19 protein-coding genes are annotated in these 25,167 nt (G+C 35.2%); all 19 read right to left on the bottom strand.

What is annotated here, in order from left to right; all coding sequences use genetic code 11:
* Positions 1-19: 19 nt before the first annotated feature.
* On the bottom strand, positions 20-3,547 hold the full coding sequence (gene rpoB / locus ACXAEY_RS21595; RefSeq protein WP_474815029.1) for a DNA-directed RNA polymerase subunit beta: 3,528 nt from the start codon (positions 3,545-3,547) through the stop codon (positions 20-22).
* 269 nt (positions 3,548-3,816) lie between these two features.
* Positions 3,817-5,457, bottom strand: coding sequence for a ribonuclease J (locus ACXAEY_RS21590; RefSeq protein ID WP_474815026.1), 1,641 nt, complete (start codon positions 5,455-5,457; stop codon positions 3,817-3,819).
* 354 nt (positions 5,458-5,811) lie between these two features.
* On the bottom strand, positions 5,812-6,528 hold the full coding sequence (locus ACXAEY_RS21585; protein ID WP_474815024.1) for a tetratricopeptide repeat protein: 717 nt from the start codon (positions 6,526-6,528) through the stop codon (positions 5,812-5,814).
* Between the two features lie 117 nt (positions 6,529-6,645).
* Positions 6,646-7,287 (bottom strand): tyrosine-type recombinase/integrase, encoded by a 642-nt coding sequence (locus ACXAEY_RS21580; protein WP_474816511.1) that lies wholly within the window; start codon positions 7,285-7,287, stop codon positions 6,646-6,648.
* A gap of 26 nt (positions 7,288-7,313) precedes the next feature.
* A complete protein-coding gene (locus tag ACXAEY_RS21575) occupies positions 7,314-7,958 on the bottom strand; it encodes a hypothetical protein (protein ID WP_474815022.1) in 645 nt (214 codons plus the stop codon).
* 5 nt (positions 7,959-7,963) lie between these two features.
* The gene (locus ACXAEY_RS21570) at positions 7,964-8,788 is read right to left on the bottom strand and encodes a TIM barrel protein (protein WP_474815020.1); all 825 of its coding nucleotides are present in this window, start codon (positions 8,786-8,788) and stop codon (positions 7,964-7,966) included.
* Entirely contained in the window at positions 8,788-10,218 is a 1,431-nt protein-coding gene (locus ACXAEY_RS21565) for a sensor domain-containing diguanylate cyclase (protein ID WP_474815018.1), read from the bottom strand. Before ACXAEY_RS21565 ends, ACXAEY_RS21570 begins: the two co-directional genes overlap by 1 nt.
* Before the next feature lie 106 nt (positions 10,219-10,324).
* Complete coding sequence (locus tag ACXAEY_RS21560; protein WP_474815016.1) at positions 10,325-11,206, bottom strand: cell division protein FtsX; 882 nt, start codon at positions 11,204-11,206, stop codon at positions 10,325-10,327.
* 19 nt (positions 11,207-11,225) lie between these two features.
* Positions 11,226-11,936: a cell division ATP-binding protein FtsE gene (locus tag ACXAEY_RS21555; RefSeq protein ID WP_474815014.1), complete on the bottom strand. Its 711-nt coding sequence runs from the start codon at positions 11,934-11,936 to the stop codon at positions 11,226-11,228.
* A 201-nt stretch (positions 11,937-12,137) separates the two neighbouring features.
* On the bottom strand, positions 12,138-12,995 hold the full coding sequence (locus ACXAEY_RS21550; protein ID WP_474815012.1) for a hypothetical protein: 858 nt from the start codon (positions 12,993-12,995) through the stop codon (positions 12,138-12,140).
* Between the two features lie 366 nt (positions 12,996-13,361).
* A complete protein-coding gene (gene ftsW / locus ACXAEY_RS21545; protein ID WP_474815010.1) occupies positions 13,362-14,468 on the bottom strand; it encodes a putative lipid II flippase FtsW in 1,107 nt (368 codons plus the stop codon).
* A 106-nt stretch (positions 14,469-14,574) separates the two neighbouring features.
* A complete protein-coding gene (locus ACXAEY_RS21540) occupies positions 14,575-15,204 on the bottom strand; it encodes a hypothetical protein (RefSeq protein WP_474815008.1) in 630 nt (209 codons plus the stop codon).
* A 14-nt stretch (positions 15,205-15,218) separates the two neighbouring features.
* Positions 15,219-16,367, bottom strand: a complete 1,149-nt coding sequence (ftsZ, locus tag ACXAEY_RS21535; protein ID WP_474816509.1) for a cell division protein FtsZ — start codon at positions 16,365-16,367, stop codon at positions 15,219-15,221.
* Between the two features lie 108 nt (positions 16,368-16,475).
* Positions 16,476-17,138 carry a diadenylate cyclase gene (locus ACXAEY_RS21530; RefSeq protein WP_474815006.1) on the bottom strand — a complete coding sequence of 221 codons (663 nt, stop codon included), beginning with the start codon at positions 17,136-17,138 and terminating at the stop codon, positions 16,476-16,478.
* Between the two features lie 271 nt (positions 17,139-17,409).
* Positions 17,410-19,845, bottom strand: coding sequence for a type IA DNA topoisomerase (locus ACXAEY_RS21525; RefSeq protein ID WP_474815004.1), 2,436 nt, complete (start codon positions 19,843-19,845; stop codon positions 17,410-17,412).
* 103 nt (positions 19,846-19,948) lie between these two features.
* A complete protein-coding gene (locus ACXAEY_RS21520; protein ID WP_474815002.1) occupies positions 19,949-20,968 on the bottom strand; it encodes an HD-GYP domain-containing protein in 1,020 nt (339 codons plus the stop codon).
* A gap of 97 nt (positions 20,969-21,065) precedes the next feature.
* Complete coding sequence (locus ACXAEY_RS21515; RefSeq protein ID WP_474814999.1) at positions 21,066-21,326, bottom strand: AbrB/MazE/SpoVT family DNA-binding domain-containing protein; 261 nt, start codon at positions 21,324-21,326, stop codon at positions 21,066-21,068.
* Positions 21,327-21,345: 19 nt separating this feature from the next.
* Complete coding sequence (locus ACXAEY_RS21510) at positions 21,346-21,771, bottom strand: FtsB family cell division protein (protein WP_474814997.1); 426 nt, start codon at positions 21,769-21,771, stop codon at positions 21,346-21,348.
* Positions 21,772-21,892: 121 nt separating this feature from the next.
* Positions 21,893-25,078, bottom strand: a complete 3,186-nt coding sequence (gene dnaE, locus ACXAEY_RS21505) for a DNA polymerase III subunit alpha (RefSeq protein WP_474814995.1) — start codon at positions 25,076-25,078, stop codon at positions 21,893-21,895.
* Positions 25,079-25,167: the final 89 nt, after the last annotated feature.

The following is a 25,167-nucleotide window of genomic DNA, read 5'->3' as shown; positions in this document are numbered from 1 at the left end:
AAATGATTTTTATTACAAATTACTCTTCTCCTGTTTCGTCATTACCATTTGGATCTTCTATGTCTTTTTCGCTATCAATATCCACTTGATAATGTTCGCCTTCCATATCTTCGTGATCCAAAGCATCCTTTTCAACATTCTCTGTTTCTACTTTTTTATTTTTAATAGGTTTTTCTGTTTTACGTCCATTATTTTGGAAAAGAGAATTACCATTTTCAGAAATAGCATCAATATCTAGACCAAGAGCACGAATTTCATTAATTAAGACTTTAAATGATTCTGGAACTCGTGGACTTGGATGTTCGTCTCCTCGAACAATAGCTTTAAATAACTGGGAACGACCAACAATGTCATCTGATTTCAGTGTAAGCATTTCTTGCAATGCGTATGACGCTCCGTATGCCTCTAGTGCCCACACTTCCATTTCACCAAAACGTTGACCGCCCATTTGAGCCTTACCTCCTAGCGGCTGTTGAGTGACCATTGAGTAAGGTCCGTCAGCGCGAGCGTGGAGCTTGTCATCGATCTGGTGAGACAATTTGGACATGTACATAACGCCTACCATTACATCATTTTCAAACTTTTCACCTGTTCGACCATCATATAATGTAAACTTCCCATTCGTTGGGTGCCCTGCTCTTTCAAGCTCCCTTTGAATATCATCTACCGAAGCTCCGTTAAAAACAGGCGTTTCATACTTTTCATTCAGTGTCTTACCAGCCATTCCTAAATGAGCTTCCATTATTTGTCCAATGTTCATTCTTGAAGGTACACCTAGAGGGTTTAATGCAATATCGATTGGAGTACCATCCGGTAGGTGAGGCATATCCTCTTGTGGCAACATTCTAGAGATAACACCCTTATTTCCATGCCTACCAGCCATTTTGTCCCCTTTTGAAATTTTTCTCTTTTCAGCTATGTAAACTTTATATCGTTTTAGGACGTTACTAGGCAGATCCGTATCTTCTTTAGATAGTTCTACCACATCAATAACAGTACCATTAGAGCCGTTTTTCAACTTCAGCGATGTATTCTTAAATAATTTTGCCTTTTCTGCAAAAATATTATCTAGTAATTTTTCTTCTGGAGTTTTATCATCCTGTGATTTAGGAGTATTTTTCCCTATTAAAATATCGTCTGGTCCAACTTCAGAGCCAACCCTAACTATTCCGTTTTCATCTAAGTTCTCCAAATGTTTTGCAGACACGTTAGGCACATCGTTTGTAACTTCTTCCGGTCCCAATTTAGTATCCCTTACATCTATTGAATGCTCAGTAACCATAACCGTGGAGTATTCGTCTCTTTCAGACAATCGAGAGTTTAAAAGAATACTATCTTCGAAGTTGTATCCTTCCCAAGGTACAAAAGCGACCAATAGGTTCTTTCCTACCGCGAGCTCACCATCTCTTGATGATGTACTATCCACTAGCACCTCACCTTTTTTTACTTTTTTACCTGGATGGACTTTTATGTAATGATTAAAACTAGTGTTATCGTTAGTTCTCATAAACTTCCTAATCTTATAGGAAACTTCCTCACCTTTTTTATATCGAACAATTAATTCCTTATTAGTAACACTCTTAACAATCCCATCATCCTCAGCTACATATGAGGACATTGTGTCACGAGCAACCTGACCTTCAATGCCCGTCCCTACAATAGGTTCTTCTGATTTTATAAGTGGCACACCCTGCCTTTGCATGTTCGCACCCATCAGTGCTCTATTGGCATCATCATGCTCTAAGAATGGAATTAGCGAAGCTCCAATTCCTACTATTTGTTTTGTCGATACATCTACATAATCAATTTCTTTATGATTTATCATAGGGTATTCTTTTCCATACCTAACAGTCAGTTTCTCTTTTTTGAATACCTGCTTTTCTTGATCAACATCTGAAGCTTGGGCAATGTAGTATCTTTCTTCATCATCAGCCGTTAAATAATGAACTTCATCCGTAACCACTCCAGTTTTAGGATCTACTTTTCTGTATGGTGTCTTAAAGAACCCGTATTCATTGATTTGAGAGAATATCGCCATAGAACCAATTAATCCAACCCCAAATCCTTCTGGTGTCTCAATTGGGCATATACGACCATAGTGGGAATAGTTTACGTCACGAACGTCTACCCCAGCTCTCTCTTTAGCTAATCCACCAGGTCCAAGTGCAGAAGTTCTACGTTTATTTATCAATTCAGCAAGCGGATTGACTTGATCGACATATTGAGATAGTTGTCCTCCACCCAGAAACTCCCTCATAGCAGCAACTAGAGGCTTTATATGTATTAAGCTTTGCGGCGTAACAGTGTTGTTATCTTGCAAAGTTATGTTTGCTGAGTTAACTGTCATTCTTTCTCTAATGTTTCTTTCGATTCTAGTCACTCCAACATGGAATCTTTCTTTTAACAACTCACCAACGAGCCTTACACGTCTGTTTGATAAATGGTCAATGTTATCGACATTCCCTACATTTCTTTCTAGATTAAAGAGGTAATTAACCGCTGCAGTGATGTCTTCAGTTGTTAGTTGTTGTACCTTTGGTTGACCGTTACCAATGATTTTTACTGTTTCACCATTTCTAGTCTCAGCAATTAATTCATTACTATCTAGCGTTTCTAAGACTTCATCTGTCACTTGTTCGCCCTTTTTGAAAGGACCAACATCCTGAACTAGAGTCTTTTTTAGTGCCCTTTGTCTTATGTTTAACTTTTGATTCATCTTGTAACGACCAACAGGCTCTAAATCATATTTTTTAGGATCAAAGAAAGTAGATTCAATATATCCTTGAGCCCTTTCTAGGACAGAAGGGTCGTTAGGTCTTACAGTTCTATAGAAAGAAATCAATGCTTCTTCTGTTGTTGTCGTGTCATCTTTTTCTAAAGTATCCATCAAAAATGGATGTTGACCGAAAATCTCAATAAGCTTGTCATTCGCAGTAATGCCTTTTTCTTTTTCTTCTTCAGTAACCTTGCCTACACCGAAAGCTTTTAGAAAGACAGTTATTGGTAACTTTCTCCCGCGATCAATTTTTGCCCACGCCAATCCTTTAGCGTCGATGCCCATTTCAATCCAAGCACCCTTTTTGGGAGCTGGTACAATTTTAGCGTTATATTCGTATCTTCCTTTATCGTTAATGTCACTTTCAAAATAAATACCAGGTGCTTTAACTATCTGCGTAACAATAGCCCGCTCTGTTCCATTAAAAATGAACGTCCCTTGGTCGGTCATATAAGGATAGTCGCCCATAAAAACTTCCGACTCGATTGGATTATCAACATCTTTATTGTGAAGTAAGAATTTTGCCTTTAACGGCGCACTATAATCCAAATCCTTTCGCATAGCATCTTCAGGAGTAATTTGCGGTTTCCCCATTTCACACGACAGATATTGGAGTTCAAACGTACCGTTGTGATCTGAAATTGGGAATGTATTCTTAAATACCTCATCAATGTTTTTATCAGTGAATTCTTTAAAGGATTTATGAGCATGTTCTACCAAATTAGGAATGACTAGAAAATCATTTACCTTTCCGAAACTTTTTCGTTTCATAAAATCACCTCTCTGTTTTTACTTTATAAGATGAATTGCAAGCAACCCGTAGTATCACATAATATATATTTTTAATAATTAATATCTTTTTTTATATAGAGTTAAAGTATCTGTATCTATTAACCTCATCCATTATCATTTATGTTAAAAATTACGTTTTTCCTTTTAACTATTCCTCACAGCACAATATTTCTTTATAATGATATCTTTTCATATAAAAAGAACTCTCCTTTTATGGAGAGTCCAATCGCAGTACATATTAATCTGACTTAATTTACGAACACTTCATCCAACATAAAGACAACCATTGGTCTCCTCTTAACATGTTTATAGATGATATCCCCAATCTCTTCTCTTATTTCTCGATGATGACTTTTAACATCATCACTTCCTTTTACTTTTTGCAAAATAAGTTCTTTAATCTGTGAGTTTAAGGCTTTTTTATCAACTCTTGCTACAATTCCTTTAAAATCGAACTTTATTTTAACCTTCTTCTTACCTTGGTTAAAAACAATCGCACTTACAAAGAACGAACCTTGTTCTGCCATCCGATGCCGATCTTTTAAGACAGAAGTATTTACTTCACCCAATCCAGAGTTATCTATCAAGACCGCTCCCGCTTTAACACTATTTGCAATTTTCCCCTGTTCTTTCGACAATTCTATAACATCACCGTTTTCACACAGAAAGATGTTTTCTCTAGGAATTCCAACGCTCTCCGCCAATTCCGCATGATTAAGTAGCATTCTGTATTCACCATGACACGGAATGAAAAATTTAGGTCTTAAAATACTAAGCATTAATTTTTGTTCCTCCTGATATCCATGACCAGAAGTATGTATTTTCTCATTAACAACCACATTAACTTGTTTCTTTAGTAATCGATTGATTAGACCCGATACACTTCTTTCATTACCAGGAACTGGCTTGGAAGAGAACACGACAGAATCTCCCTCTTTCAATTCTATATGCTTGTGTTGACCCGTTGCCATTCGGTTTAAACCTGCAAGAGTTTCTCCTTGAGCCCCTGTCGTAATGATAAGGACTTCAGAATCTTTCATATCATTGGCTTCGTGCGCCCTAACCATTAATTCTTTGGGGAAATTTAAATGTTTTATTTGATGGGCTGTAAGTACATTCTTCTCCATACTCTTGCCTATAACGACTACTTTCCTCCCCATTTCTTCTGCCAATTCCATAACACTTTGAACTCTATGTAAACTGGATGAGAAAGAACTAACAATGATTCTACCCTCACACTTAGCAAATTCATCTCTTAAGTTACCTTTGATCTCTCTTTCAGAAGGTGATACACCTTTCTTAGTTGCGTTCGTGCTATCAGATAAGAGAGCTAATACACCTTTATTCCCTATCTCTGCTATACGTTGAAAATCCAAATAGTTCTTATCTACAGGCGTATAATCAATTTTAAAATCACCTGTATGCACGATAGAGCCATGCGGTGTGTTTACAACTATCCCCATCGAATCAGGTATACTATGATGGGTTCTAAAAAACTCTATATTAATATCATCGAACTGATATGTTTCTTTTTCGTCATTAATAATATTTATTTTGTCAAACTTCATTCTTTCATACTTCAATTTGTTTGAGATCATAGCTGCAGTGAGTTTCGTTGCATATAATGGCACGTTGAACTCCTTTAAGAAGTGAGGTAACGCTCCAATATGATCTTCGTGAGCATGTGTTATAAACACACCCTTAAACTTATTCTTATTTTTCCTTATATAATCAAAGTCCGGTATCACGATATCAACACCGTACATCGTCTCGTCAGGGAATACAAGCCCAACATCAACTACGACCATTTCATTTCCGTATTCAATAACAGTCATGTTTTTGCCGACTTCACCAAGCCCTCCCAATGGAATAATCTTTAATTTTTTCATATATATATGGCACAGTGAAATGTGCCCCTCCTCTCAATAAAAAACTGGCGTCTTCTTGTGGTAATGTAAAATTCTTAGAGTGTGTTATACATTTTTATAATCTCTCTTTTTCACGAGAGGCATTGAACTAAGCCACTAAAAACTACGTATCACACAATAGTCTTTTATTCATTTCTCAAATCCCCTTCTAAACGCTAAGAGCATTCAACTTAATCCATAAACTTATCGCACCTCTCGAATTACGTAATATTTAACACGCATTTTTAATTCTGTTAAATTTTTTTTGGTTTTTTCTCTTAACCCACTATTCCAACCACCAAAAAAGAGGTGTGGATACCCCCACACCTCAGAACTTCATAATGATTTCAACATTTCAATACCTGTAATTTGCTTGTCTACCAACTTCGCCTCTTCCGGGCATCTATCCCTCAATAAGAGCAAGCATTCAATTGCTTGGTCATGTTTAGCTGTTTTTAAATAAACTTTGGAAAGATAGTAATAAGCAATTGGGTACTTTTCCCTAACAGATATACAATCGAGTAAAGCTTGTTTAGATTTGTCATATTCATGAAGATCCATATAAACACAACCTAATTCAAATAAGAACTCCGCTTTCTTATCAGACTTTATCGATGTACCTATCTGAAAACTATAAACTGCTTTCTCCAATTCTCCATTCTTATAATATGAACGCCCTAAATATAAATTTGCATCCTGATAATTACTATCAACCCTTACAACTTCTTTTAGAATAGTTATAGCGGTTTCATAATCCTTTTTCCTGTATAGTGAAATCCCATAGGTACTTGCGTATTCTAAATTCTCAGGGTTACATCTGTAAGCCTTACCTAAAAACTTCGAAGACTCCTCAATATGATTCATAAAATAACCGGTCAAACCAGCATAAAAGTGATATTCACCATTGGTTTCGTCCAATTCACTCGCCTCTTTGAATGCACGATTTGACTCTTCATATCTATTTTCTGATATCAACCTTACGCCATTGTTAAAACATTCCGAAGCCCTCTTCTTATAAAAATTATCAGAATACAAAGAGACTATCTTTTTCATGCACTCACCCCTTTGCGAGATGAAAAATAGCATAATACTCAAATATGTAAAGTTATCGCCTTTGTTTTTTTATATATCCATAAACAATGGGTTGACCTATAAGAGTCAACCCATTGTTTATGTCACCAATTCCTTGTTAGAATGGAATTTCAAAAGATCCAAAGGTCTAATGTCATCCCTTCCAGAAGCATTTATGTAATTCTTCATTATGAAATAAACTCCCGAAGCACTTAGTTTTTTCTTATGTTGATTCGAAATAATATAGTCTTCACTACTCAAACTTTCCATCCGCTCTAATAACAATTTGGTATCACTAGAAACTGGAATCGCTCTATTTTTGGTGTATAGAATTCCTTGAGCATAATTTAAGTCCTTACCTCTTAAATTCACCATTTCCTTACCTTTTAACTTTTCATTAATAATAAGGCTAAAAATTAGTCGATCCCGAACCGAATCTTCATTTATAGAATTCAATATATTCTCAACATCTTTTTCTTTTATGTCCACACTCTTTCTTTCAACTTCCATCTGAGTTATGTTCTCATAGGGATTGATGATCATTACACCTTGTTTCCTTAAAAACTTGAAGAATGACCTCAATGCACTATTTTTCTTATTTATTGTTGCATTAGAAGCACCATTATTTCGCAATCCTAACATGTATTCACGTATATGCTTTTCTCTTACCTCAGCAATCTTTACCCCTTGTACATCTAAAAAGTGGACAAATACATCCACTTCCTTAGAGTAATTTTCAATCGTACTAGCAGTCTTTTCGTTTTCTTTTAAATAGTCTTTATACGAACCGAAAATTGCGCTTCACCCCTTTTTAAACTGGTAACACTCAAAATTACAATCATTGTTGTGAACAAGAGCAGCTCTAGGATATTAAACCCAAACCAACCTTCGAACAATGTCCATAGGAACAACCCCTGGGAAACTAAAGCGAAAATGAACGAAATTCTACTACATATGAATTTGCTAGTAAAATACATCAATATGAAATAGAACATAGTAAACATATTTTGTCCTAGTTCACTCCCGCCAAATAAAATGAATGTTACAAATGATACTGCGAACGAACCAAACATCATTATCGCTACCTTTTGGTATAACAATACTGCATTATTCGTTTGATTATCAAAAATCAATTCTTTCCCTTTCTTTAAAACGTATAAAAATGGAATTAGTAACAACGCATGTGTAAAGACTAACGCACCGCCAATAAACAAAGAGATAACAAATGAAGTTACAGTGGATAATATCACTGGAATAATCACCACTATATTGAATTTATGTGTATCCAATACCTTATCTGATATCAACAAATAACCCATTAGCAGAATGGTATAAGTCGTTAACACATCGTCAGGAACGAACATCAAGGAAAAACCAAAGGAGTAAGATAAAACAGATAGAATCATACCCATCTCAATCACCTTCTCCCTTTATTGATCTTAATGATTTCCTCGATAGTTCTATCTTTTTTTTGTAGCTCATCATTATGTTCAGCAATCATGACTTTTTTTAAATTATCACCCAATTGAAGTATTGCCTCATACCCATCATACCGAATTACACCATCCCCAATCGGGAGGAATCCCTCTTTTTTATTACCTACAAACCTTTCGTTATCATTAATATACATGAGTTTAATTTTATCCCAACCTACGATTTCCTCCACCTCTTCATAGAACGCGTTTGCTAACTCATTGTTGTGAAACATATACCCTGCTGAAAAAGCAGCAGAGTAATCTAGCGCCCCTTTTATAGAAGGGTGGAAAGAAACAAGCTCATTCCACTTCTCTAAAGTATGAGGTATTTGAGTCCCCCCACCTGCTCTATTTCTAATAAGTATTTCTCCCTCGAAAGAAGTAGCCTCTATTAGTTTCAAAAGATTACCCTTAATGTTTTCCATAGCGATTAATGGATTGTTACCCTTACCATAACTTCCAGGTCTTAAAACGTAGAACTTAGCACCAATTTTCTGAGCGAACTCAAGATCTTCCATTATTTCCTCTATACAATTTGGATCCACTTCAGTAATGTTATACACAAATGGCGCGTGTACTATGGGCATTATATCCCTTTCTTCAACAAACCTCTTATACTCATTCAACTGCCTCGTCTTAACTTCGTGCAAGGTTCCGCCTCTAAGCCCTCTTGCAAAGATTTGAAAGGCGTTCCCCCTGCTAACATTAATCTTTTTCCTCAAGCTATTCAAACTACCTGAATACGAAAAGTGAAATCCTAGTTTCATTAGTCTCCACCACCTTTACTAACAACAACTTGATTCCTACCATTCCCTTTTGCTACATAAAGAGCCTCGTCCGCCCTTTTCACCAAATTCTCTATATTATTTCCGTGTACACCGTATTGAGACAACCCTATAGATACCGTAATTTGATCAACAGTCTTAATCTCACTTATCTTCTTTCGTATTCGCTCAGCAATTACGTTCGCATTTCCTCCTGTATTCGGCAGTAAGGCAACAAACTCTTCACCGCCCCATCTGCCTACCATATCCATTGGGCGAACAGCTTTATTAAGCGTTTGTGCTACTAACTTTAATACTTCATCTCCTACATCGTGACCATAAGTGTCATTAAAGTTTTTGAAGTGATCAATATCCATTATAAGAAACGTTAAATCTTCTCCATTTTCCGCTCTCTTCAACAAAGCGTGAAATCTTTCTTCAAAGTAACGCCTATTAGGAATAGCGGTTAGAGTATCAAAACTCGCCAAGTCTTGCATCTTTTTTAGAAGTCTTGCGTGTTTCATTTTGAACATAACCTGTTCTCCATACAAATGCAGGATCTCATAATCTTCTTCTTTAAATGGGAAATACATCATGCGCCCTTCTTCACCTAATGGAGACCTCTTTCCATAAACCGCTATAACACCCCAACTCTGCTTTTCATATAAAAGCGGTATTCTAAGTAAGTCATCGCTTATCTGAGTGTTATCTCCATCTGTCTTAGGCAACTCCTCTGGTACTTCAAACTTATCGCTCTTGCCAACTTCCTCAACTTTTCTATATTTCCCCTGCTTATACACATACAAGCAAGCGTAATAAGCATTGAAGAACTCCATCGAAGAGTTTAATAATTGCCTTATTAAAACTGGTATTTCAATAATTTCATTTAAGTGCCTACTTTGAACAAACATTTTAGAGACAATCCTAAGTTCGTCCTTCTTTGCAGCTAATTCTAATTCTCTTTTCTCATACTCTTTCCGCTCCTTGTGGCGTTTCTTTTGCAGAAAATTTATTTCTTTAAGTTTAGAGTGCAACATTAACAAGACTAGAAAAACTGCAAACCCGAACATACCTGGTGTAAATAGTTCACTTGTCATTATGTACTGTATCCCAAACACAGATGAAGAGAAGAAAATAAGATCGAAATAGTTAGCTTTATTAGAAACAAGATGGATGAATGGGACTACCAACAAAAAGTAAATAAGGGAATATTCGAAGTAATAAGCCATTCCTAGAACTATCCCTAATTCCAAATAGGAATGAAGTTTGCTAGGAGAAAATAAAGAAAAAGCAATTACATATAAACCAAATGAAGCCAATGTGATCAGCTCAGCTTTCGTTAACACACTGAAATCCTCGTACAACAAAAGACTTATTGTAACCATCACAATAATTCTAAATACTGAAGACAGATACTTATAGATATACTCCATATACATCACCACCACACTATGATTAACACATAATGAATAAATCCTTAAGTTTTTTATACATTTTTGAGCACACAAAAAGCGGACATAATCTAATGTCCGCTTACATTCAATATCGTTCTGTTTTAATAAATCTTTGCGTAGATAAGATACTTGATACTAGCCCAATAACGATCGAGAGTAACATGAGGGGTGAGAACAAGTTTTCCAACACCACAGCCTCATCGATAAATGGGATATAAGGTAACTGTTCTTGAAGTTTGCTAACCGCAATTGAATACCCATAAACAAAGGAGTAATATACAATAAACGCTGATGCTGTAGTAAGGATAAGTGCTTCAATAATGAAAGGCATCCGAATCCTTAGCATCCCTGCCCCAATAAGTTCTTTTATTGAGATCTCGTCTCTACGACTGGTAATATTATTTCTGATCGCATAAAAGACAAACATACCAGCAATAAATGCCATTGCAATCGAAACATACAAAGCAACTTTTTTGGTTCCACTGGTTACGTCAAAAAGGTACTCAACAAACTCTTTTCCATAGATAACGTCTTCAGCAATTCCCCAAGACTCTACTTTTGTCGCAACACCTTCAATTTGTTTAGCGTCTTTAAGTTGTAAAACGAAACTTGCTGAGAATATGTCTTCACTTAAATCTTTCATTACATCTGAATCTTGCCCTAACCTACTCTCCATAATTTGCTTCGCTTCGGCTTTAGAAACAAAGCGAACATTCTTCACTTCTTCGATCCCACTTAACCTTTTTTCTACTTCATCGTATTCTGTAACAGAGTCTTGCAAATGGACATGCAACTCCATTTTATTTTCCAACACATCTGCAAAATACTTCGCATTCATACCCGCAACTAGAAACATACCGAATACAAACAAGCATATAGAAGAAGTTAGAATAGCTCCCAAGTTTCTAAAGTAGTTTCTCTTAAGCCCTACCAACGCTTCTTTTATCCAATACCAAATACTAAACATCATTGCACCCTCCTTTTCTTTATTCTGCTTCTGCTTTTACTTCTGATATATAAGAAGATAAGTCGATAGCATTCCGCTCATGGTTATCCTCGACCATTCCTTTTTCAACATAAACGACCCTCTTTTTTAATTGTCGAACGATATTTTTATCATGAGTCGCCATTAAAATTGTTACACCTTTATGATTTAAACTTCTAAGATAATCCATTACAATCTTAGAATTGTTGTCGTCCAAATTACCTGTAGGTTCATCGCAGATCAATACAGAAGGCTCATATACCATAGCTCTAGCTATCGCAACTCTTTGTTGTTCTCCCCCAGACATTTCACTTGGGTAAGATTTTTTCTTCTGACCTAAACCTAACTCTTCAAGTATTTGATTAGTTCTCTTTTTAACTTCTCTTACGTTTTTTCCGAAACTCTCAAGGACATAAGCTACATTTTCATATGCTGTTTTGTTGGGAAGTAATTTGAAATCTTGAAACACCACTCCAATATTTCTTCTAAGATACTTTGACTTTGTCTTTTTGGTATTCTTCCCAAAAACCATTAAGTCACCTGAAGTAGGCATCTCATCTTTGTAGATCATTTTTAAAAGTGTGCTCTTCCCCGCTCCACTTTCACCCATAAAGAATACGAATTCTCCAGATTCCAATTTAAAACTAGCTTCTCTTATTGCAGGGTTTTCATTATTTGTATATGTTTTTTTTACATTCCTGAATTCAATCACTTATATCACCTCTGCTTTTTCTTTCAAATAAAGAAAAAAACCCCTTTTAATTACTCTCCATTGTTTTCACAAAAAAAAGAGAGCTCATAATTGAGCTCTCTAGAAATTAGTATTTATTATTTTTTCCATTAAGACTATTTCATTTTAAGTTTGTATTGTTTAAACTAATATAACTTATACAAAACTAAAAGTGAGTCTTTATTAAACCGCAAATAGAGAACGAGTCATTTCAAGCATAGCATTCTCCAAAGTGCCAAATTCTTTCTTAATAGCTTCAAACATAGCAGGATTATCTTTTTTCAACATTTGTTCGTTAAGTTGTTTTCCTTCTACTTTAGCTTTTGAAGTCTCTTCCCACAAATAACTAGTAATTTCTTCTCTAGAGATATTCTTAGAAGTTTTAATTTCTTCAGCTTGGTCTTCAGTAATATAACCTAACTCAACAAGGGAAGATAGCTTAACTAATTCAGGATCTTCTTCTACCTGTTCTTTTGATTCCACTTTCGAATCGTTGATTGCTGGGTTTTTGCCATTCTCTTGAATTAGTTTTTCTTCCTGTAGAATATCTACCCCAAATCTATCCTCATACTCACCTGAGATTTCTTCTAAAGTCTCAAAGAAGATTAGGGCTTGCTCGTACAATTCAGGATGTTCACTTTCTAACTCACTTACAAAACCACCCGAAAGGATAATCATTCTAATTTCGTACATTACTCTGTCTTCATTCCAAGACATCAATGTATACTTAGTCAAATTATCAATCGTTTTGTAAGCAGCAAAGATCCTTTCTTTGATTTCTCCGATATTCTTCTTTTGCAACGCTTTATGACTATTCTCTGAATAACGTCTTTTCATAATAGCGTAAAGAACAAATTTCTCTCTTTCTTTTATTCTTTTCCTATTAATACCATTTTCTTTTAGTGCTTTGTCCCAACCTTTATATGCTTCTAATACTGCTTGAAAGAACTCAGGTTTTTCCTTACTGACATTTGCTGCGTCTAGATTTTCATTAAAAACATACATTTCTTTAATTTTTTTGTTTATATCATTTTTTAACATTGTTGAATCCCTCCAATTACTTATATTTTATCGTTATTTATATTATAAGTAAACTTTTTTATTTTGATACCACTTTTTCTAATTTTTTCTGAATTTATTAATTATATTTAGCATTTTACTAAATTCATTATTAGTTTTTGGGGTTAACTTTATAATATCTTAGTAAATATTAAAGTTTTTCTGAATCCCCATGAAAATTTCAGAAGTTAACTCTAGACTTTATTAATAATTCAAAGTCTCAACTTATAATTCCCTAATTAGACTTTTTGTTTAGATTGATGAATATTAACTAACTTTAAAAATGCAGTATTTTACAATATATAAAAATAGAGATAGCCCAAATATAACATTCGGGCTATCTCTATTTTATTTGGGATTATTGATTTGACTCGTAACATTGAATATTAGACCCATACTCATCAAGAGAATTATTGTAGATGAACCACCGTAACTAATGAAAGGAAGTGTCATCCCTGTAACAGGCGCTAGTCCTGTAGCAACCGCCATGTTGATCATAGCCTGAATTACTATTAGCACTATGACTCCAGTAGAAACTAATTTCCCAAACTCATCTGGAGCACTAAATGCAATACTAATCCCTCTTATCATAAGTAATAAAAATAATAAAATTACTATAGACGTTCCTAAAAAACCTAATTCCTCTCCAATAATGGAAACAATCATATCCGTGTGGTTCTCTGGAAGCCATGGTCCCACCTTTTGTCGGCTCATTCCCAGACCTAACCCTATCCATTCGCCAGAACCGAGAGCAAGTTTACTTTGGAGAATATGATACCCAGAACCCAACTCATTTTCTTCCGGATTTAGAAAGCCAAATATCCTTTTCATTCTGAAAGGTTCTGCTAATACTCCTATGACACCTACACCTAATACACCTACCATTAAGAAGCCAAAAATCTTCTTTGATAGCCCACCTATTAGCAACATGACCATAGCAATTATCAATAGAACCCCTATTGCGCTTAGATGTTTTTCAAGCACAACTAAACCTGCATAAATTCCAATATAACCGATTATAGGCAGTAGCCCCTCTTTAGTATTCAAGTCACCCCTACGTCTTCTCACATCAATCATGTGAGCAAGAGTTACTATTACAGTTATTTTTGCTATCTCAGAAGGCTGAAATCGAAGACCTCCTACTTCTAACCACCTAGCTGCACCATTAACTGATACATTAAAGTATGGAATTAGTACCAAAATCAACAAAAATATAGTTACTGCATTTATCCAGGGAATCATACCTCTTAATTTTTGATATGGGACCTTTGCCACTACAATCATGGCAATAATTCCAAGCATCACATTGATCAAATGTCGTTGAAAAAAGTGATAGATATTATCATATACTTCTATAGCCAATATCGAACTAGCGCTGAAAACCATGAGCGTCCCAATTCCGACTAGCAATAATAATATTGTAGCGAAAAAGAAATCCACTCTAAACTTTTGCAATATACTACACCCTCTCCCAACCAATTATAAATAGTGATTTTTAGATTCTTTCAAGATTCCTTTCTAAAAAAAACAAAAGGAGGCATTCCGCCCCCTTTTCCTATAATTACTGGTTTGAAGTTTTCCTGACCATACGCTCCAACATAGAATCAGATATTTCTCTCAATGTATATGCGTAGTTTTCGATGTCTCCCTCGACTTCTTTTCTAGCTTCAAACAGTTGTTGAGTTTGTTCTTGAGCAGTTTGCTTCTCATTCTCAGCTTCCGCCAACATGCCATCCTTTTTATTGGACGCCTCTTCAAGCATTTCAACCACTTGTCTCTTAGCTTTATCTAGAGCTTCTTTAGCTTCCTGCTCTGCTTCTTGAATAATATAGTCTGCTTTTTGTTGAGCATCCTCCATTAACATCCATAGAGTCTTCTCTTTTCTATCGTATTGAGCTTTTTGTCGTTTGAGTTGGTCTTTCATATCACTAAGGTTATCCGTATCTGTTTCTTCATCATCTTCCATAGTGATGTTTAATGGTCGATGAGCGGAAGCAGTTTTCAACTTCTCAGCAGTTGTTTCTAGATCATCTTCTAAATCTTGAACACTATATCCCATTTCATTTAGAAATTTATTAACAGCAAAGGCATCATAGACATCTTTACCACCGTTAACGAACGAACCAAACTTCAAGGATTTAAATTCGTGAGATAAAATCCGATCACTAATCTTCTTCGTATCAGTTATCATATATTAACCCCTCTTTATCCGTTGTTTTTATATGATTTTAGTCCATACTTAGCAAAGATATCTGGAATAGAGATGTCGTCTTCTTGCTTCTCTTGCTTCACTTCAACAGGAGCTACCCTTTTATTTTCATCAGCCTTTAATACGTTAATGTTGCTTTTTTCTCTTGTTTTTTTGCGACCTTCTACTTCCCCAATGTTATCTTCAAAACCTGTAGCAACAATCGTTACCTGGACTTTATCATCATCCCAGCCTTCTTTTCTAATAACTGATCCAAAAATGATTTCCGCATTTTCATCAGCTCTCTCTTCAATCATTTCAGCAGCTTCTACAATTGCATTGAAAGAAAGTTTTTCGCTACCAGTAAAGTTCATGATTACACCTTTTGCATCATCAATGTTATGTGTAAGCAGTGGGTTGTACATAGCTTCTTCCGCAGCATCAAGAGCGGCTTTATCTCCAGTACCATAACCTACACCCATCAGTGAGCTTCCGCCAACTTCCATAACTGTTTTAACATCCGCAAAGTCTAGGTTGATTTGCCCTTTTTCAAGAATAAGATCACAAATACCCTCAACAGCTTGTCTGAGTACGTTGTCTACTTCCTTGAACGCTTCAGGCATAGAAACATCTTTATTATTCTTTTGAATCTCTTCCCACAATTTATCATTCGGGATAGTAATAAGGGTATCAACATGTTCTTTTAGTGCAGCTCTACCAGCTACAGCTTGTTTTTGTCTTTTTCTACCTTCAAATTTAAATGGCATAGTCACTACAGCGACAGTAAGAATTCCAAGTTCCTTAGCGATCTCAGCAACAATTGGAGCAGAACCAGTACCTGAACCTCCGCCCATTCCGCCAGCAAGGAAGATCATATCTGCACCTTTTAGTGCATCAGAAATCTGCTCTCTACTTTCTTCAGCAGCTTTTTTACCAACTTCAGGATTAGCACCTGCACCAAGTCCGCGGGTTACTTTTTCGCCAATCTGGACAACCTTATCAGCACGAGATGAAGTCAAAACTTGAGCATCCGTGTTGATTACCACGTATTCTACATTTGCAGAACCATGTTCAAGCATTGTCGTAATTGCGTTTCCACCGCCACCACCAAGACCTACTACTTTAATTTTTGCATTTTCACCATTCAAGTTTTCCATTTCGTTCATTTCCATGTGTTAGTACCTCCCAAAATATATGTATATAAATGTTTCTTAATCAACTGACTCGGCAACAACCTTTTATTCAGGGAGTTAATTAATATCCCTTTTATTTTTTTATATTTTTTTATGTAATTTATCTAAAAGCTTTTTTTCTTCAACTTCTCTAAAAAATTTCCTGAATCTTAAAGGGCTTTTTACATTTAATACACCTTTATTAGTGACTATCCTGATGTCTCCAGTTTCTTCAGATACAACTACTACAGTTACGTCGAAATTATCTGCAGTCTCCATGGCAACTAAATGACGTGTGCCTAACCTTCCGAGATTTTCTCTTTTACGAGCGGTCAAAGGGAGTTTACATCCTGCATAAGTAATGCGATCACCAGTAATTAATACAGCTCCATCGTGCAGTGGCGCATTGGGATAAAAGATCGTTTCTAATAAAGTTTTAGAACATTTTGCATCTACTTCTGTCATATTTTCAGCCTTTAAAGAAATCTCTTTATTGGTGTCAAAGACTATTAGCGCACCTATTTTCTTTTTGGACATTTCAAAAACCGCTTTTTCAATGTTCGTAATAGACTCTCTATCATGTTTTTTTATCGTTGTAATTCCGCCTATTTTCTTCAAAGCCATTCTAATCTCTTGGTGGAAGACAACCATAATCCCTAAAGTCAACATTTGCGTAGAAGACTTTAATAACTCTGCAGTTTTATCTAAATTTGCTTCATGAGCAATAAAAGATAATAAGAAAACAAAAAGTATGCCGACGATCATTTTAAAAGCCTCTGTTTTTCTTATCATTTTGAAAACAAACAAGCCTATTAAAGTAATAAATAATGTGTCTACCAAATTAATAATCTGCATTTAGATGAATCGGTTCACCGATTCTACCTCCTTTCAAATCAATAACGTTAAATTTTTACACCTTTTATTGAGTAGTTTCAATTTGTAAGTGAATTTTTTTAGTAACCACTCAGACCAAATAGCCAATAACCAATAAACAGAGAACAAAAAAAGAGACGACTTGGAGAGTCGCCTCTAATTTCTATTTACTAAAATCCAACTTGATTTTTTTATTGTCCAAATCCAATACATATTTTGCCTTGTATGTATCATTTGCACCTTTCTTTTTTAAGGTAAGGACACTGGTCTTTTTATTTTTTATGAGTTCTTTTATTACCTTCTCGTTAATCGCTGATCCGTTTTTCCATACTGTAAACCCACAATTCTTTGTTTTCCAATTTGAACATCCATACGCTTTAGCATTAGGTCTAATTTGCCCATCTCCACAGAAAGGGCATTCTATCTTTTCTTCCATTTGGTTAGAAAATTTAAACTCGACTCTTTTTTCTTTACCGTTCCAATAAAGCTTAGCATCATATTTACTGGTTTTGTCTCCTCTTTTTGAGAAGCCTTTTATCAAGCCTGTTTCACCTTTTGTAGCTAGTTGTTTTACTTGAGAGTCGGTTAGCTTTTTCCCATTTTTGTTTTTCCATACATTAAAACAAGGGCTTTCTTTCTTGTGATTGTTACACACATAGATTTCATATTTACCAAACTTCTTTTCAACAACTTCTGTTCCACAGTCTGGACAAGATACACCTAATTTCTTATCGAGTGCGTTACTAAAGTCCGTTGTCATACCCTTTTTCTTAAGGTTTTCTAATTCGGTTTTAATAAACTCCCCAATCTCCTCCATAAATCGTTTTAAATCTTCTTTAGATTCAACTATGTATTGCATCTTACGTTCCCACTCAGCCGTAATTTGAGGAGAAGTCAAACTCTCTGGTACAACCGCTATAAGTTTAGTACCTAACTCAGTAGGTATAAAATATTCCTTCTTCCCCTTCTTTTCTGTACTAAGATAACCCTTCTTAATTATCTCTTTTAAATGATTTGCTCTAGTAGCATCTGTACCTAATCCCGCTTCAGCTTTCACTAATACTTGTTGCATTTCTTTATCTTCTATTAACTTTTTAGGATCTTCCATTACTTCAAGTAATTCCTTGTAAGTAAAACGTTTTGGCGGCTTCGTTTCTTTTGAGTTTAACTTAGCACCTTCCACTTCATTCGTCTCAGAATCCTCTATAGGTGGAAGAGTTTTATCTTTGGCTTTGTCTTTATCTTCATTACCATCGTTATCTTTCCCATAGACTATTTTCCAGCCAGGATCGACCATTATTCTCCCTGAAGTTTTAAAGGTCTCACCCAATACCTCAGTCACTATTTCTGTTTTTTCATACATTGCATCAGAATAAAAACATGATAGAAACCTTTTAACTACAAGGTCATAAATCTTTTTCTCATCACTTGAGAATTTACTCAGTTCAGGTTTAACATCAGTTGGAATTAATGCATGGTGATCACTAAGTTTAGAATCATCAACAAAACGCTTAGTGGTTTTTATACCACCACTTATTATGTTACTTACAAATTGTTTGTATGGGTCTACCCCGATTGCCTTTATGGTAGGTTCTAATTGGGCAACATGTTCCGTCCCTATAACCCTTGAGCTAGTACGAGGGTAACTTAAAACTTTATGCTTCTCATACAAAGACTGAGCGACATCCAGCGTCTTATCAGGAGTAAAACCAAACTTATCACTAGCATCTCCTTGGAGAGCCGTCATGTTATACAGAAATGGATGTTTTTCTGGTTTTTCCTTAACCTCTTTTTTTACAACCTTAGATTCTTCACCTTTGATTTTATTAATTATCTTATCTGCATCCTCTTTGAGATCAATCCTGGTATTACTTAATTTTTCTTTAAACCACGTCCCAGTATACTTTCCGAAATCCGCCTCAACTTCATGGTACTTCTTAACTTGGAAATTGTTTATCTCATTTTCCCTATTAACAATGATAGCTATTGTAGGAGTAGATACCCTTCCCACATGCAACGCCCTACCCATATTAGCCATTACACTATAACCTATAGTAAAGTTCATACCTAACAACCAATCAGCAAAAGAACGTGCGTAAGCAGCATCTCTTCTTGGAAAAGTAAAGTCATCACCTTTCAAATCATTTTCAAATCGATTTTGGATATTTTTCTCCGTCATTGAAGAAGACTCCCAAAAACGCTTAACCGGTTGAGTCAATTTGAAATAGTTATATATTTCCCAAAATATTAATTCACCTTCACGTTCGGCATCACACGCATTTACAACTAAATCTATCTCTTTCCCATACTTTTTAATTACATTTTTAATTCCATTGAAATACTCTTTTGCATATTGATTCATTTTATATTGAAACTCTCCATTGGGAGGTTTTACTGGTAAAGTATCCAAGCTCCATTTTAAATACCCATAATCTTTCGGTTCCTTCAAAGCAATTACATGACCCAAAGCCCAAGTAATGATATATTTATCGCTTACAAAGCAGTGGTCGTCTCTCACAAATTCTCCATACTTAGATAATGCAGGTTTTAAATCATTCTTAGCCACTCCTGGCTTCTCTGCAATAATCAATGTCTTCAACACTATCACACCCCTTATTATTTATATTAAAATATATGTTTTATGATATTATTACACAATAATATTCACTTCAAATAAAAAACACAACATATTTGTTGTGTTTTTAATACGATTTAATGATTTTCCTAATACGGAGATCACTTCTTCTAGACAGATCTACAGTTATTTGTTTTTTACCTGTCGTTTCCGAAATAATATCAACCACTGGTAATGACTTCTTGCCTTTTGACATCTTCTTCACAATAGCTGTTGATCCATTATCCAGTTCAACCATCGCTCCTACCCTATAAGGAGTAAATCTATTAAGAAATATTTCTACGAATTTTTCACCGAACATCTTATTGGATTCTTGCTCTACAATGTCTAGCACTTCATAAGGACTGTATGCTTGTCTATGAGGACGATAACTGGACAAACCATTATATACATCGGCAATAAAAACGATTTGAGCTAAGTCAGTAATTTCATCACCTTTTAATTTATATGGATATCCCGCACCATCAAACCTCTCATGAGTTTGCACAGAAAATTTTAATTCTAAATCAGAAAATCTCGCCCTCTTAAGCATTTTATATGAATAAATGGGATGGTTTTGCAACTCTTTAAATTCTTTGTCGTCTAATTTACCTTCTTTATTAAACAACTTCCCCACCTTTATCCTACCGATATCATGTAATAGAGTTAGATACGCAATCCTCGTAACATCTTTATCTATTTTTTGTTCAGGATTCAATATAGCGACCACAACGATACTAATATTGATACAATGGGCAAATGAATAAGAATCAATTTTTCTAAGATCATTAAGGTAGTTTTTGACCCGCTTGTTTTTTAATGCTTTTTTCATTTTCTTAAATAACTTTCCGCCATAAACCTCATCCCACAAACTATTATTTGTATAGGCAGTTTCTATAATTTCTAATGTCTCATCAAAATCAGGTTCTTTTTTCTTGGGATTCTTTTCAACCAACACATACTCATAATTGTAAAACCTAATGGTCGATAACTCTAAGTTTCGTATCATCGAACCCTTAGGCAAAGCTAATAAACTATCATGGCGATATATATTTTGCGAAAGCCTCATTCCATATTTAAGCTCATTTATATGTATCATTTCTGCCATATTCCAACCTCCTCAATGTTGAAATATAATAAATTTGAATATTGTATTGTCAAGGAGATGAGGTAAGTAAAAAGAGCCGAAATAATCGACTCTATTATTAAAGATCGCCTCTGGCTAAAGTCTCCATCTCGACTTTGCATTCGGAACATATGTATTGTTTCTTAAAAGCACTTACTTCTTTTTCTTCATTACAGAACACACACATTTTACCTTTTTTAGATATAATAATTCGTTTCCCTTCAACTAATACGTTCAACTTATCATCTGTTACGAGCCCTAATTGTTTCCGTACCTGTTTAGGGATTACAACACGACCTAGTTCGTCTATTTTCCTTTCTATACCCAATTCTTGAGCCAAATTACTTACCCCCTTTAAATTACGTTTCTTTTGCCTCTGATATCAAATCACCTATGTAGTCATACCAATCCTTCATATATTCCACAACTTTATCTTTAGAACCTAATCTTACTGTTTCTTCTGTTTCTATATTTGATTCGATGATTTTAACCGGTCTTTCCCCGCTCCTTATCATCCCAAGTCTTTCCCTAGCTATTTCCTCTACGTGCTGATCAGTTGTCTTCTTCTCCAATTTTTCTGTTAATACTTTATTTTGATTCTCTAGCTGCAAATTATCTTCTGTTATTTTGGCAATCTCATACTTGACCTGTACGTAGCTCAAACTTACCGTCAGAATACTTAACAACAAGAAAAGTATAATAATAATGAAAAAAGTAGTTGGTCTAAATAGTTTCTTAAACAATGGCTTAACCTTCTCGACTGTCCCTTTAGTATTAAGATCCATTTCCTTCACATTCCTTCTATAACATTCTAGTCCTTTTATTACTTGTTTTGTTTTTGACAAAATACCTTTTATACAACAAAAAAAGTCCGAGGGGGACCCCAGACTTATTAGTTTTACTTTCTTATACTTTTTGCACACCTTGAAGAATTCCACGATCAGAACCTTCTTTTTTAATGTCCAAAATACATACATTGCCTTTCTTTAATGAATCTTGAACATTTGTCCATAACGATGAAAATACTGTAAGGTTTATAGATTTCCCTCCATTTTCAACCGTAATGAACGCCATCTCATTTTCCTTTTTATCTCTCTGCTTCTTTACTTTTGTGATGATCCCAGCTATCCAATCACCTTTTCCATTTTTTGCGTCAATCATCTTTTTAATTTGTTGTTTCTTCCCCGCTAACGGATTAGTAAAACTCATACCTACGAGGTCCATTTCATAAGACATCTTTTCTTCGTCAGAGATGTCTTCCGTTATTTCCTGCTCACCACCCAATACTTCTTCAAGAGTGAAGTGACCAAGGTATTTACTATTACCACCTTTACCTTTCACCTTGCCATTAAGCTTGTCTAGAAGTTGCTTCCTTGTAGCGAATTCATCAAATGCCCCCGCCTTAACGAGCACCTCTGTAATCTTTTTAGTAACCCCTTCCATATTATTGGAGCGGTTTACAAAATCATCAAAAGATGTAAATAACCCATTGTTTTTTCTCTCATTGACTATAGATTTTGCACAATGTGCACCAACATGCTTAATAACAGGTAAGCCGAATAGTATCCCATTCTTTGTAGGAACAAATTCCTCCATTGAATTGTTCACATCCGGTTTAAACATAGTTACACCCATTCTCAAAGCTTCTTTAAAACTAGTAGATGCGCTTATTCTGTCTCCCATTTTAGATGACAATTTGACAGCCATATATTCGACAGGATAATTAGCTTTAAACCATCCTTGCTCAAAACTCACCTGCCCATAAGCTCCAGCATGACTCTTATTAAATCCATAATTGGCAAACCTTTCGATAAGCTTAAAAATCAAAGAAGTTGTTTTAGGATTACGATTTAATAAGGCTGCTTTGTCTCTAAATATCATCTCATGTTCATCTAAAATGTCTTTTTTCTTTTTTGATACCGCTCTTCTTAATAGATCAGCTTCTCCATATGAGTAACCCGCCCATTCTCTAGCAATTTGCATGATCTGTTCTTGATAGACAATGATTCCAAATGTATCTTTCAGAATGTGCTCAATGTCTTTTGCTTCTTTCATAGGTTTATTTTCTGAATAGAATACTGTTGTATTGCCTTCAGCCTTATTCTTTGCATACTGACCAATCATCTCCATCGGTCCTGGACGATACATAGCACTAACTACCATCACATCGCTAAACGATGAAGGCTTTACCTTTCTAAGAGCTTCTCTCATTCCACTTGAACTTAACTGGAATATAGACTCTGTTTCACCCTTAGCGAATAACTCTAAAGTCTTTTTGTCTTCATAGTCAGGCTCAACTTTATCTAAGCCATAATTCTTTTTGATCGACTCCTTGACCTTATGTTGGACATCCATTTCCTTTGAGCCTAAGATATCTAACTTCATATTTCCTGTCTTCTCAAGTTGATCGTTGTTATTAGGAAATTGAGTGACCATAACTTTATGACCTAATGCCTTATTGAAGTGGAAAGAAACAGGAGTGTGGTTCGCAATATGTGTATCGCTTAGGATAACTCCTGCAGCAGACCTCCCCTTGCTCGAAGGCAAGTGCTGAATCACATTAGCAAATAACAACACCCTTTTAACAGTTGTATTTTCTTTACCTAATGCGACTAGCTTTTTTGCTCGCGGGTTAGAGCTTTCTAAGAAACTCTTCAACTCTTCCACTTTGTTAGGAATACAAGACAAGATTTTATCCTTTAGGTCTTCCTCTACTGCCATCGCTGCGCAAATCTTCTTTATAGAATTCGATACACCAAACTTCCCGAATGTCACAATTTGAGCAACATGATTCTTCCCATATTTATCAACCATATATTTAATAATTCTATATCTGTGTTCCTGAGAAACATCCAAATCGATGTCCGCAACATGCTCATCGGTTTCAGGGTTAATAAATCTTTCAAACAGCAGGTTATACTTAATTGGGCACAAATCAGTTATACCTAAGGTTTTAGCTAACAAACTCCCAACTACAGAACCTCTCCCTTTACCAATAGGAATATTATTCTCTTCGGCATACTTCACGATATCCTGTGTTACCAAGAATAAATTCACACGCTTTTTACTAAGGACAACTCCCAATTCTCTCTTTAACCTATTGAGAGCTACTTTGTCATCATATCCATACTGATCCTCAAGACCCTTATAGGATAGCCTTACTAAGTAGGAAATTGACTTCAATTCAACCTGATTAGTAGGTAATTCATAACCTTTAACAGGCTGAAAATACTTTTCAAGATTCTCTATAACTTTTTCACTATTTGGTACTTGAAAAGGGAGATCCTTAATGAAAAAGTCTTTATCACCTTTCATTTTCAAGTGAAGGTTACACATATTTGCAATTTTGTTTGTATTTTCTATCGCTTTTGGGTATTTCTCAAATGCTAAAGTCATTTCTTCAGAAGACTTGAAGTAGCGTTGATCTGAATCAATCATGTTTTCTAGAACTCTTCCTTCTTCTATCGCTTTCCGTACTTCTCTAACACCTGCTAATTTAGCTTCAAGATAGTTTACATCATTAGTTGCAACAATAGGAGCGTTAATTGACTCAGCTAGTTGAATTAGGTTATTATTCACTCTAGTCTGCATCGGAGTTCCGTGATTTTGCATTTCAATATAAAAGCTTTCACTTTCAAATAGCTCCATCATTCTTTCTACCTTCATTACCTTATCATCTTCATCGTTTTCTAATTCTACAGATAGACCCTCATATAGATTTAAGATCCCTATGATGTTACCGCTATATTTTTTTAATTCATCCCACGAAATATAAGGTTTCTCCTTTAATTGAGCTAATGAAACTAATTTAACTAGGTTTTGATACCCTTTTAAATTCTTTGCTAAAAAGATAAAACGATATTTTTGTTTGCTGTTCTCCTCAATTACTAAGATTTCACTTCCTACTATAGGTTTGATTTTGTTTTTTCGACATTCTTCTATGAAATCGATCACTTCATGCATTGTGTGGTTATCAGTCAATGCTAAGGAGTCCATTCCGTATTCAACCGCTTTTCCTACAGCTTCCTTTACTGACACCAAACTATCCATGTTTTTATTAGATTTTAAATTCAAATGCACAAAGTTCCCCATACTGTATTGCCTCCTGATTTTTTGTTAATTATAACAAATAATATGTTTTTATGTAATAAAATAAGACAACCCCCAAAGAGGCTGTCTAT

It is taken from the genome of Anaerobacillus sp. ABA4_114, from assembly GCF_056159065.1.
Note: the sequence above shows the minus strand (reverse complement) of the source record. Positions and strands in the feature narration are given on the sequence as shown.